Here is a 12,960-nt window from a genome sequence, read left to right on the forward strand (position 1 = left end):
AGCGACCTGCCGTTGTTCAGCAATATACGCAGCGAGCTGGTGTTGTTCGGCAATATGCTGGGGAGCGATAGCACCGAGCTGTGCCGTATTCGCTTCAATGAAATCAAATGCTGGCCGAACCTGGGTCATGGGCGTTTCGGCAAAGGTTTCGTCATGAGCATCCTGCCCTTCACCTATGACGAGTTCAATGCCGAGCGGGTGCGGATTGCCGACCTGGATGGCTCCGGAGCGCCGGCGTTGATTTACCTGCAAAGCGATTGTTTTGAGATTTATTTCAACCACGGCGGCAATAAGGTGGATCAGATCCCCGTGCAGGTGCCGTGGCCCGAAGGTCTGCGTTATGACCATCTTTGCCAGGTCACACTGGCCGACCTGCAAGGCCTGGGTTGTGCGAGCCTGATCCTGAGCGTGCCCCATGCCATGCCGGATATGAAACCCCGGCATTGGCGCTACGATTTCGTCGCCTCAAGGCCCTACGTGCTCAGCGCCACGAACAACAACATGGGTTGCAGCAGTACGCTGGCCTACCGCAGCAGTGCTCAGTTCTGGCTGGATGAAAAAGCACAGCGCGTGGCACAGGGAAAACCATTGGATTGCTACCTGCCCATGGCCCTTCCACTGGTGGCGCACCAGCAACAACTGGACGAGATCACCGGTAACTACCTGACCCAACACCTCAGCTATTTTGAAGGCGACTACGACAGCTATCACCGCGAGTTCCGTGGCTTCGGCCGGCTGTATCAGCTCGACAGCGAAATCCCCGCCGGTGACACAGACGACAGCTTCACCGCGCCAGTGCTGGTGAAGACCTGGTTTCACACCGGCCGCACCGTCGATCAGCCGCTCAAGGATTGTTTTGACATCGACGGCGATGCCTCGCCGCTGGGGCCCACGCTGCTGGCCCGGTTCCACGAACCGGACAACGTCGACGAAATCATCACGCCCGACCCGGACACGGCCCGGGAAATGGCCTATGCCTTGAGTGGCCAGGTACTGCGCGGCGAAACCCATCACGCCGAATCGATCGCCATGCTCGAGCCCTACACCGTGACGCAACAGCGTTACCTGCTGCGCCAACCCCATGACGGCCAAAAGAGTTTGCTGGTTTTGGCGTTGGAAACGGTCAGTTATCAATACGACGGTTTCATCAACGACCCACAAGTCCAGCACACCATCAACCTGGCCTGGAACCGCTACGGCCAATTGACTCACGGTTTCCTGGTCAATTACGCGCGACGCCTGACAGCGGACGACGAGCCACCCTTTGAGGATGAGGATGAAAACACCTGGTGGCGCGACGCTCACGACGATCAACAACAGGTGTACCACCTGACCGAAAGCCTGGCCGACTATCAACACCTGATCGACGAGGAAGGACTGCGCCAGCGACTGGGCTCGCCCTGGCGCGCCCGGACCAACGGGTTGCAACGCCCCAAAGCCCCACTGCCGGGCGGACTCACACCGCAACAGGTGAGCTACGAAAGCGTCCTTGAGCTTCAAGGTTCGCCGGCCTGGACGGCCGCCCGAGAGCTGATCGCCCTTGAGGAACAAACCTACATGCGCGATGGATCAGGCGAGATCCTGTTCCAGGCCTTGCGCGGTCCCTTGGAAATCGCCGAATTCGACGAGCAGGCGCTGAGCGCCTACGACGCGGTGCCTGAACCGTTCGACATTCGCGAGCAACTGGAAACGATCGGCTTCGAGCCCATGGCGCTGTTCCTACTTGAAGATTCGAAAAAGGACGAGGCCCGAAACCTCTGGTCCAAGAAAATCGGCTTTCCCCAATACTTGTCGCTGGACGGCTTCTTCCACATCAGCCAATTACAGGAGACCCAGAGCCATGGCGTCACCTCGGTCAGTTACGACGAATTTCATTTGATGCCCATCGCCGTACAGCTTCCGGACGGTTGCACCACCCGCGTCGAATACAACTACCACTCGCTGTTGCCAAGCAAGATCACCGACGCCAACGAGAACATCCAGCAAGCGCTTTACGGACCGGCGGGCGTACCGTTGGGCGTTACCTTCCATGGCACTGAAAATGGCGTTCCGGCAGGCTTCCATGGCATTGAGGATTATGAGCCCCCCGCCGACCTGTCGCCGGCCTATGCGATTGCGAACCCCAAGGCAACCCTGGGCAACATCGCCTGCGCCGTGCGTGTCGAAGATATGAGTTGGATGAGTTTGCCCGACCTGGCGCAGGTGTCGGCGGCACAACGTGACGAGTGGGTCCGAGCTCGATACTTATTGTCCAGCGGTCATGTCCGGGCCTCGGCACGGGTTCGCCTGGCCCGACTGGCCGTGCGTACCGTCGATGAGGAGCGACTCTGGACGCTGATCCGCGCCACGCCTCGGGAACCGGTGCACAGCGTCGTGTTGAGCGCCGATCGTTACCCGGACGACCCGCTGCAAAAGATCCGCATCGCCATCAGCGCCGTCGACGGCTTTGGCCGCGCCCTGCAAACCAAACAGTTGGTCGAGGCAGGCAACGCCTATGCCGTGACTGAAGAGGGCTCGCTGGAGTTAGGCGGGGATGGCAAGCCGGTACAGCGCGAAGCCGACCCGCGCTGGCGCGTCAGCGAACGGGTCGAGTACAACAACAAAGGCTTGGTCACGCGGGTGTATCGCCCCTATTTCGCCGATACCTGGCGCTACATCAATGACGTCTCGCTGCGAGAACACGGTTACCACGACCAGCAGTTCTACGACCCGCCAGGGCGCTTGATCAAGGTCATCAATGCCAAGCTTGATCAAGCCTGGCATGTCTATCATCCGTGGTATCAGTGCGATCATGATTACAACGATACCGTCCCGCCATCGACTGGCCCATTGTCGAAGGACTGATATGACGAATGTCCACGCTCGCACTCCAAACGTCGTCGCCGTCGATGGACGAGGCTTGCCCGTGCGGCAAGTCGCTTACCTGCGTAGCGAGGCTTCGGTCGCCGCTGTCGCCCTCATCGCCCGTCAACGGTTCGACGGAGCCGGGCGCCTCGCCGAACAATGGGATGCCCGTCTGTTCGGCCATGCCCCGAAAGCCAACCAATCCACGATCTACGATCTCATGGGGGAGGCGCTGCATATCGACAGCGTCGACGCCGGCTGGCGCTTGATATTGCCGGGGTTGGCAAGTGAAACCCTGGAACGCTGGGACGCACGTGGCAATCGATGGCGCATGCACCATGACAGCCAGTTGCGCCCGGTGGCACTGGACGAGAACAGCGACTTGAATGTCGAAACCTTCACCTATGGCGACGCCACTCAAGACGCCGGCCGCAACGTGCGTGGGCAATTGTTGGAACAAGTCGATCCGTCCGGCACTGTGCGTTGCGACAGTTATAGCCTGTCCGGCTTGCCCCTGCGTCAGGCCCGCACGTTCGCCGACGCCGACATGCATACGACCGAGCAAACCTTCGATGCCCTCGGTGCGCTCATCGGCCAGACCGATGCAGGTGGTCATCGCCAGTACCTGCGCCTGGACGTCGCCGGGCAGCTCAAGGCAGTCGACTTGCAGCTCAAGCTCGATACCGCGTCGCAACCGATCATGCTGGCGGCCCAGTACAACGCTGCCGGCCAGATCGAGCGTCAGGAGGCGGCAAACGGCATCATCAGCCGCTGGACCTATAACCCTGTCGACGGCCGGCTGAGCACAGTCCAGGCAGGAAAACCCGGTGCAGACCTGCGCCAGGACCTGGCCTACTTCTACGATCGTGTAGGCAACATAACGCGCATCGAAGACCACACAGTCGCCACCGTCCATTTTGCCAACCAACGCGTGGACGGCCATCGCGAGTTTACCTACGACTCGCTCTATCGGCTCATCACCGCCAGCGGCTTCGAGGGCGACACACCGCACCTGCAACCCGGCTTGCCGGCCCCCATCATCCCCATCGACCCGAACCGCCGCTTCAACTATGCCCAACAATACGAATACGACAGCGGCAACAACTTGACCCGTCTGCGCCATATTCGCGAGGGCAACAATCACACGCACATCACGCGCATCGACCCCAACAGCAACCGCGGCGTGCGATGGACAGAAGGCGAACCCGAGCCGGATTTCGACACGCAGTTCGACGCCCATGGTAACCAGCTGTTCCTGCAGAGCGGTACGCTCGGCGCTGACCTGGAACTCTCGCGACCAGCTCAGCACTGTCACGGTGATCAAGCGGGAAGATGATCTGAGCGACGATAACGAAACCTATCTGTACAGCCAGGGCGAGCGGGTCGGCAAAACCCACACTGCCGTAGGCACAGTCCAGCAGACACGTTATTTGCCGGGCATTGAAATACGCACTTCCAGCGATGGCGAACGTCTCCACGTACTCACCCTCGGGTTGGCTCACGGCAGTGTCCGCTGCCTGCATTGGGAAGCCGGCCAACCTGTGGGGATCGAAGCCGATCAGTTGCGCTACAACCTCGATGATCACCTGGGTTCCAGCACACTGGAGCTGGACCGCGCCGGCGGCCTGATCAGCCTTGAGCATTATTATCCTTTCGGCGGAACCGCCTGGTACGCGGGCCGCTCCGCCCTGGAAGCAAGCTACAAGACCGTTCGCTACTCTGGTAAGGAGATGGACGCCAGCGGGCTCTATTACTACGGTGCACGTTATTACGCGCCGTGGCTGGCACGCTGGGTGAGTGCCGACCCGGAGGGAGATATCGACGGGTTGAACCTATATGGGTTCGTCACCAACAATCCGATGACCTATGTCGATGTAGGCGGGTTCATAAGAGAGAAGCGAACGGAGAGAGATGACCGGAAGGCTGCAGCGAGGAAACACCAGCAGCAGGACCGGGCTCGCTCCGAATTACGCGAAGGCATCTACAGGTTCAGAGATCTCCTGGGGGCAATCTCAGCGAGGGCTATCCAGGCTCAAGCGCAACTGGATAATCATCGCTCAGCATCGACCCGTGCCCAATCGGCAGCGTCAAGGGTCGGCGTCCAGGTAGCCAAGAACTCGATCAACTTGACAGTGGGCGCTGGGTTAGGCGTGGGAGGAGCGGCGTTAGGCGCCGTGGCAGGCCCGCCCGGTATGATCATAGGCGTCGCAGTAGGTTTTGCAGTAGCCAAGGGAGTGTCCGTGGGACTGGACAAGGGCATAGAGAAAGCGGGGCTGGACGCGTCAGTCAAATTCAAAAGTTCTGCCTTGGAACCGAGCGAAATCATCAAGGGGGTCGACGCCAAGAAAAGTCCAGCCACCTATCTGCTGAAGAAAGCCGAGGGCTTCGCTGAGAGTCTGCAATCTCCGTCTCGAAAGGATGCATTGAACCTGGCAAGGGAAGCGGTGAACACGGGCACATCGACTGCGTTGAAAGCAGCGGATGTGGCAGGTGGCAGCGCGATTTCTGCCGTGGTGAAAACTGCAACAGGCACCGTTGAAATCGCCCATGAGATCATCGGCGCGGGGCAGGAAATTTCCGAAGAAAAAATAGACCGTGCCGATCAATACATCAACGAGCTGATCACTTTATTAACCCAGGAAATTACTGTCGTCGACAGGCTGTACGACAAAGCGGGCGTTGAGACCTTCGATGTTTACGTGCCTTTGAGCAAAATATTTGGACAATCGACTGGAATCACCCGTCGAAGCATGCACAGAGAAATGGAGGCCACCGTCGGGCGTTTGAAACAGACGCAGAGGATGCTTAGATAACCACGCATCGAGGCGCATCACGAAGGGGTGGCGGCGTGCTATCGTGCCCATCCCTGCCCGGTCCTTGAACATTTATATGTCCGCAATGCCGCGCCCCCTGCGCCTGCTTCTTGTCATCGCCTCGATCCTCGCCGGCGCCGCCCTTGCCGCCACCCTGGCCGTGCGCCATGCCGAACGCGAGGCCCTGGAAGAAGACGCCAGCCGTGCCAGCCAGCAACTGGCGCTGTACGCCAACTCGTTGCACACCCTGATCGAACGCTATCGCGCCCTGCCCGTCGTGCTCGCCCTGGACCCGCAGCTGCGGGACGCCCTCAAGGGGCCGATCAGCCCGGCACAACAGGATGAACTCAATCGCAAGCTGGAAAAGATCAACGGCGCCGCGCAGTCGTCCACGCTGGAATTGATGGACCGTACCGGCCTGGCCGTGGCGGCCAGCAATTGGCGCCTGCCCAGTAGCTATGTCGGTCACAACTACAGGTTTCGCCCCTACTTCATCCAGACACGCACCCATGGCACCGGGCGGTTTTATGCGGTGGGCGTGACCAGTGGCATCCCCGGCTATTTCCTGTCCAGCGCGGTGACCGGCGACGACGGCGAATTCCTCGGGGCCATGGTGGTGAAGCTCGAATTCCCGGAGCTGGAGCGAGAGTGGCGCCAGGGCAGCGACACGTTGCTGGTCAGCGATGCGCGGGGCATCATTTTCATCGCCAATCGTCCGGGCTGGCGCTATCGCCACTTGCACGCTCTGTCCGACAGCGACCTTGCCGAGCTCAAGGCCACGCGCCAATACGACAAGCAACCGTTGCAACCGCTGGCCTATGAACCGCTGCGACGCTTCGACGATAACAGCCACCTGGCCCGGGTCGAGGCGCCTGATGGCGCCGCGGACTACTTGTGGGAGTCCCTGCCGTTGACCGCCGAAGGCTGGACCCTGCATTTGTTGCGGCGCCCTCAGATCGCCTTCGAAGACTTGCGCAACGCCGGCCTCGCCGCCGCCGGGTTGTGGCTGGCGCTGGTGTTCCTCCTGCTGTTTCTCAACCAGCGCTGGCGCCTGGCAAGGTTGCGCCAACGCAGCCGCGAGGAACTTGAACGCTTGGTGGACGAGCGCACGCGCGAGTTGCGCACGGCCCAGGACGGCCTGGTGCAGTCGGCCAAGCTCGCCGCCCTCGGGCAGATGTCCGCCGCGCTGGCCCACGAGATCAATCAGCCGTTGACCGCCCAGCGCATGCAACTGGCCACCCTGCGCCTGCTGCTGGACCATGGCCGCGTCGATGACGCCTACAAAGCCCTCAAGCCGGTGGACGACATGCTGACGCGCATGGCGGCCCTCACCGGCCACTTGAAAACCTTCGCGCGCAAAAGCCCCAGCGGCCTGCGCGAACGCCTGGACCTTGCGGCGGTAGTAGATCAAGCCCTGCAATTGCTGGAAACGCGCCTGCGGGACGAAAACGTCAGTACCGTGTTGCACCTGACCCGTCCGGCGTGGGTTCGTGGCGACGCGATCCGCCTCGAACAGGTACTGATCAACCTGTTGCGCAACGCCCTCGACGCCATGGCCGACCAACCCCTCAAGCGCCTGGAAGTGCGCCTGGAGGCCGATGACCAATTGTGGCGCCTGAGCGTCAGCGACAGCGGCACCGGGATCGCCGAAGAACATCTGGCGCAAGTGTTCGACCCCTTCTTCACCACCAAGGCCGTAGGCGATGGCCTCGGCCTGGGGCTGGCGGTTTCGTTTGCGATCATCCATGAATCCGGCGGGCGGTTGACGGCGGACAATCATGAACATGGCGCGGTATTCTGCGTGACCTTGCCCATCGATCAGGAGGCGCAATTGCATGCTTGATTCGGTCATGGTCGTCGATGACGAGAGCAGCATCCGCACGGCTGTCGAGCAGTGGCTGAGCCTGTCGGGATTCCAGGTGCAATTGTTCAGTCGCGCCGAAGAATGCCTGGCGCATCTGCCGGACAATTTTCCCGGGGTAATCCTCAGCGACGTGCGCATGCCCGGGCTGGGCGGCCTGGAGTTGCTGGCCGAAGTGCGCAGGCGTGACCCGGACCTGCCGGTGATTCTGCTGACCGGCCATGGTGACGTGCCGATGGCCGTGGAGGCCATGCGCGACGGGGCCTACGACTTCCTCGAAAAGCCCTTCAGCCCCGAAGCGCTGCTGGGCAGCTTGCGCCGGGCGCTGGACAAGCGCTTCCTGATTCTGGAAAACCGCCGGCTGCACGAACAGGCCGATGCCCGCGCCAAGCTCGACGCCACCCTGCTTGGCGTCTCGCGGGCATTGCAAAACCTGCGTCGCCAGGTGCTGGACCTGGCGACGTTGCCGGTCAACGTGTTGATCCGCGGCGAAACCGGCAGCGGCAAGGAACTGGTTGCCCGTTGCCTGCACGACTTCGGGCCAAGGGCGAGCAAACCGTTCGTGGCCCTGAACTGCGCGGCCATCCCCGAGCCGCTGTTCGAGGCCGAACTGTTCGGCCATGAAAGCGGCGCCTTTACCGGCGCCCAGGGCAAGCGCATCGGCAAGCTCGAATACGCTGATGGCGGCACGTTGTTCCTCGATGAAATCGAAAGCATGCCGCTGGCCCAGCAAGCCAAGTTGCTGCGCGTGTTGCAGGAAAAGAAACTCGAACGCCTGGGTTCCAACCAGAGCATCAACGTCGACCTGCGCATCATCGCCGCCACCAAGCCCGACTTGCTGGACGAAGCGCGGGCCGGGCGTTTTCGTGAAGACCTGGCCTATCGCCTGAACATCGCCGAGCTGCGCCTGCCGCCGTTGCGGGAACGGCGCGAAGATGTTCCGCTGCTGTTCGAGCATTTCACCCACAGCGCCGCCGAACGCCTCGGCCGCCCCGCCGTCCCCTTGAGCGGCCCACAACTGAGCCATCTGCTCAGCCACGATTGGCCGGGCAATGTGCGCGAACTGGCCAACGTCGCCGAGCGCCAGGTACTGGGCCTGGACCAACTGCCCACCCTGGACACCGAACCGGGCCAGTCCCTCGCGGCCCAACAGGAAGCCTTCGAGGCCCAATGCCTGCGCGCCGCCCTGACCCGGCACAAGGGTGACGTGAAAGCCGTGCTCGAAGAGCTGCAACTGCCGCGCCGCACCTTCAATGAGAAGATGCAGCGACATGGGTTGAGTCGGGAGATGTTTTTGTAAGGTCGCTATTTTTTGGCGGCTGTACTGGCCTCATCGCGAGCAAGCTCGCTCCCACAGGGGCATGTGTACACGCCGGAAAAAAATGTGGGAGCGGGCTTGCTCGCGAAGGCGTCAGGTCAGTCGATATTGAATTGGCTGACACACCGCTTTCGCGAGCAAGCTCGCTCCCACAGGGGCATGTGTACACACCGGACAAAAATGTGGGAGCGAGCTTGCTCGCGATGAGGCCGGTACTGACGACACACATCTTCCTGCATAAGCGGATTCCCGCCCACACCCCCAACCACAATGAGCGGATTTCCGCCGACGCAATACCCCGCCCCCCTCTAGACCGGCCTTTCGCCACCTGGCACAGCTCCTGCTATAGCCCTGTCAGGCTGCGTTCCCACGCGCTCCACAAAAACAATTAAACGAAGGATCCTTCAATGGATAACTCCAACGCCCTGCCCATCGGGTCGGCTGCCGTGCCCGCCCGTGAAAGAACCACCGCCAGCCGGATCAAGTCGATCTTCAGCGGCTCGGTCGGCAACATGGTCGAGTGGTATGACTGGTACGTCTACGCCGCATTCTCGTTGTACTTCGCCAAAGTCTTCTTCCCCAAGGGCGACACCACCGCCCAACTGCTCAATACCGCCGCGATCTTCGCCGTGGGCTTCCTGATGCGCCCGATCGGCGGGTGGCTGATGGGCTTGTACGCCGACCGCGCCGGTCGCAAACGTGCATTGATGGCCTCGGTGTACCTGATGTGCTTCGGCTCGCTGATCATCGCCCTGAGCCCGAGCTACGAAACCATCGGCGTCGGCGCGCCGATCCTGCTGGTGTTTGCCCGCTTGCTCCAAGGCCTGTCGGTGGGTGGCGAGTACGGCACCTCGGCGACCTACCTGAGCGAGATGGCGACCAAGGAACGCCGTGGTTTCTTCTCCAGCTTCCAGTACGTCACGCTGATCTCCGGCCAGCTCATCGCCCTCGGCGTGCTGATCGTGCTGCAACAATTCCTCACCACCGAGCAACTGTACGCCTGGGGCTGGCGCATCCCGTTCGCCATCGGCGCGCTGTGTGCGATCGTCGCGCTGTACCTGCGACGTGGCATGGAAGAAACCGAGTCGTTCACCAAGAAGGAAAAGGCCAAGGAAAGCGCGATGCGCACCTTGATGCGCCATCCCAAGGAACTGATGACCGTGGTCGGCCTGACCATGGGCGGCACGCTGGCGTTCTACACCTACACCACCTACATGCAGAAATACCTGGTGAACACCGTCGGCATGAGCATCTCCGACTCCACCACCATTTCCGCCGCCACGCTGTTCCTGTTCATGTGCCTGCAACCAGTCATCGGTGGGCTGTCGGACAAGATCGGTCGTCGGCCGATCCTGATTGCCTTCGGCATCCTGGGTACGTTGTTCACCGTGCCGATCCTCACCACCCTGCACACCATCCAGACCTGGTGGGGCGCGTTCTTCCTGATCATGGCGGCGCTGATCATCGTCAGCGGCTACACCTCGATCAACGCGGTGGTAAAAGCCGAGCTGTTCCCTACCGAAATCCGCGCCCTGGGCGTCGGCCTGCCCTACGCACTCACCGTGTCGATCTTCGGCGGCACCGCTGAATACATCGCGCTGTGGTTCAAGAGCATCGGCATGGAAACCGGCTACTACTGGTACGTGACGGCCTGCATCGCCGTGTCGCTGTTGGTCTACATCACCATGAAGGACACCCGCAAGCATTCGCGGATCGTGACCGACTGACCTCTCGACACGTATAGAAAAAAGGGGCGGACCTGACAGGTTCGCCCCTTTTTTCGTTCTGCATGTCCAAAGACTTATCTGACATTAATTTCTAGTTAATGCCCGCCCCCCATCCTCATCCTCAACAGAACGCCATTGGATACGCCGGTAATGGGCCTCATTGACCGTATTGTGGCAGTCGCAAACAAATCGATTTAATCGATAGGTTTTAGCATTTTTTTGCGCTTTTTAATCAATTTAACAAGCGTAATATGAACTCCACACCCAAGGCACTTAACGTTAAACATTCTGGAGCACGACCATGAAAACCAAACTGATCATCGCCCTGACCCTGTCCGTACTGGCCGCCAACACTTTTGCTGCCGATGGCTTCGACCGCACCAGCTCGGCCATCGCCGCTGATGGTTATGAGCGCACTGGCGCCGCCACTCTCGCTGCTGACGGTTCCGATCGCACCAACGGCGCTACCGTCGCTGAAGATGGCTTCGATCGCACCAACGGCAACACCGTCGCTGAAGATGGCTTCGATCGCACCAACGGCAACACCGTCGCTGAAGATGGCTTCGATCGCACCAACGGCAACACCGTCGCTGAAGATGGTTTCGATCGCACCAACGGCAACACCGTCGCTGAAGATGGCTTCGATCGCACCAACGGCAACACCGTCGCTGAAGATGGCTTCGATCGCACCAACGGCAACACCGTCGCTGAAGATGGCTTCGATCGCACCAACGGTGCCGCCATCAGCTAATAACCACAACGACACTCTTACAGCCCGGCTTCGGCCGGGCTTAGTTGTTTGTGGGGCAAACGAAACCAGCACAGCGATAACAGCGGAGCACGATTTTCCTGACTGCAAAAATCCAATGTGGGAGCGGGCTTGCTCGCGAAGGCAGTGTGTCAGTCAACATCCATCTGTCTGAACCACCGCATTCGCGAGCAAGCCCGCTCCCACGAGGTTCCAGGGTGCTGACAAAAACGGCGGGGCCCTGCACTATCCTCGAATCCCTTGAACTTCCATCGCAGGACCTTCTCCAGCCATGCCCGACGACATCCATTTCTACGAACCCGCCCACGGCCACGGCTTGCCCCACGACCCGTTCAACGCCATCGTCGGCCCACGGCCCATCGGCTGGATTTCTTCGCAGGATGGCGAAGGTCGCCTGAACCTGGCGCCCTACAGTTTCTTCAACGCCTTCAACTACGTTCCGCCGATCATTGGGTTCTCCAGTGTCGGGCGCAAAGACAGCCTGAACAACATCGAACAGACCGGCGAATTCGCCTGGAACCTGGCCACGCGCCCGCTGGCCGAGCAGATGAACCAGAGCTGCGCGATGGTCGCGCCAGAGGTCAACGAATTCGAATTGGCGGGCCTGACGCCGGTGGCGTCGCGAGTGATCCAGGTGCCGCGTGTCGCTGAAAGCCCGGTGTCCTTCGAGTGCAAGGTCACGCAGATCATTCAATTGCAGCGGGCGGACAAAGGGCTGGTGCCGAGCTGGCTGATCCTCGGCGAAGTGGTCGCCGTGCATATCGCCAAATGGCTGTTGAAGGATGGGGTGTACGACACCGCAGCCGCCGAGCCGATCTTGCGCGGTGGCGGGCCGGCGGATTATTTCCAACTGGGGCCGGAGGCGTTGTTCAAGATGCATCGCCCGCGATAACAGCAGCGTACCCCTGTGGCGAGGGAGCTTGCTCCCTCGCCACAAAAGCGATCCCCACGATGCTGATTACCAGACCAACCCACCCTCGTCGTCGACACCCTGCAGGTGAGTCAACTGCACGGCAGCCGCTTCATCGGCCTTGGTAGCGGTTTCGAACACTTGCTCTTCAAGTACCTTGTTGAAGCGCGGCGCACCTGAGCCACCGATGGCCTTGGTGGCGATGGCTGCGTAATAGCCGCCACCTTCCTTGGGGACAACAGCGGAAACAGCTTCAAACGTTTCAAAGGCTTTGCGTGCCATAGTGCGCATCCTGGCGATGGAAAATGACCGTCATTAAACCTTCAACCGGCCAGTTTGTGTACCTTCGCCATGCACCCTTCGGTCGCCTGGACGGCAGACACTTCCCGGAAGGTGTGAAAATCCAGGCTGCTCACCACCAGGTCCTGTACCAGCTCGGCGAAGATCGCCATGGCCGGTGAGTTGAAGTAAGCGTCCATCGCCTGCTGGTTGACCCACAGCCCGGACACCAGCCACAAATCGGCGTCGCATTGCGATTGCTGCAAGGCAAAGTGCAGGCAACCGGGCGCCTGGCGCGAGGGCGCGATCAGTGTGCTGAGGCGTGCACCCAACGGCTTGGAACAGCCAGTGCGGGCCCGGACGAAAGCCATGTGACTGACGGGGATGTGTGTAGTCATGTTCAACCCTCCCAGGTAATCCGTTGTGCAGCCGGGGACAG

10 protein-coding genes are annotated in these 12,960 nt (G+C 60.8%); 8 read left to right on the plus strand and 2 right to left on the minus strand.

Going from position 1 to position 12,960, the window contains the following annotated elements; genetic code table 11:
• Positions 1-12 precede the first annotated feature (12 nt).
• From AB4N42_RS25965 to AB4N42_RS26000, 8 genes are all read left to right on the plus strand, one after another.
• The gene (locus AB4N42_RS25965; RefSeq protein ID WP_460115541.1) at positions 13-2,844 is read left to right on the plus strand and encodes a toxin TcdB middle/C-terminal domain-containing protein; all 2,832 of its coding nucleotides are present in this window, start codon (positions 13-15) and stop codon (positions 2,842-2,844) included.
• Position 2,845: 1 nt separating this feature from the next.
• Positions 2,846-4,180 (plus strand): hypothetical protein, encoded by a 1,335-nt coding sequence (locus AB4N42_RS25970; RefSeq protein ID WP_460115542.1) that lies wholly within the window; start codon positions 2,846-2,848, stop codon positions 4,178-4,180.
• Positions 4,161-5,657 carry an RHS repeat-associated core domain-containing protein gene (locus AB4N42_RS25975; protein ID WP_460115543.1) on the plus strand — a complete coding sequence of 499 codons (1,497 nt, stop codon included), beginning with the start codon at positions 4,161-4,163 and terminating at the stop codon, positions 5,655-5,657. The genes AB4N42_RS25970 and AB4N42_RS25975 overlap by 20 nt, the downstream gene beginning before the upstream one ends.
• A 76-nt stretch (positions 5,658-5,733) precedes the next feature.
• The gene (locus AB4N42_RS25980) at positions 5,734-7,500 is read left to right on the plus strand and encodes a sensor histidine kinase (protein ID WP_407682714.1); all 1,767 of its coding nucleotides are present in this window, start codon (positions 5,734-5,736) and stop codon (positions 7,498-7,500) included.
• Positions 7,493-8,818, plus strand: coding sequence for a sigma-54-dependent transcriptional regulator (locus tag AB4N42_RS25985; protein WP_334597011.1), 1,326 nt, complete (start codon positions 7,493-7,495; stop codon positions 8,816-8,818). The genes AB4N42_RS25980 and AB4N42_RS25985 overlap by 8 nt, the downstream gene beginning before the upstream one ends.
• Before the next feature lie 425 nt (positions 8,819-9,243).
• Positions 9,244-10,563, plus strand: a complete 1,320-nt coding sequence (locus tag AB4N42_RS25990; RefSeq protein WP_030140849.1) for an MFS transporter — start codon at positions 9,244-9,246, stop codon at positions 10,561-10,563.
• A 301-nt stretch (positions 10,564-10,864) separates the two neighbouring features.
• The gene (locus AB4N42_RS25995; RefSeq protein ID WP_460115544.1) at positions 10,865-11,314 is read left to right on the plus strand and encodes a heme utilization protein; all 450 of its coding nucleotides are present in this window, start codon (positions 10,865-10,867) and stop codon (positions 11,312-11,314) included.
• Between the two features lie 289 nt (positions 11,315-11,603).
• Positions 11,604-12,224 (plus strand): flavin reductase family protein, encoded by a 621-nt coding sequence (locus AB4N42_RS26000; protein WP_258649175.1) that lies wholly within the window; start codon positions 11,604-11,606, stop codon positions 12,222-12,224.
• A gap of 66 nt (positions 12,225-12,290) precedes the next feature.
• Here the strand turns inward: AB4N42_RS26000 and AB4N42_RS26005 are convergent, their stop codons facing one another.
• Together AB4N42_RS26005 and AB4N42_RS26010 are read right to left on the minus strand one after the other, a co-directional pair.
• A complete protein-coding gene (locus AB4N42_RS26005; protein WP_030138442.1) occupies positions 12,291-12,524 on the minus strand; it encodes a hypothetical protein in 234 nt (77 codons plus the stop codon).
• Positions 12,525-12,565: 41 nt separating this feature from the next.
• Positions 12,566-12,919: a putative quinol monooxygenase gene (locus tag AB4N42_RS26010; protein WP_030138441.1), complete on the minus strand. Its 354-nt coding sequence runs from the start codon at positions 12,917-12,919 to the stop codon at positions 12,566-12,568.
• Positions 12,920-12,960: the final 41 nt, after the last annotated feature.

The sequence above is a fragment of the Pseudomonas sp. H2_D02 genome, from assembly GCF_054677635.1.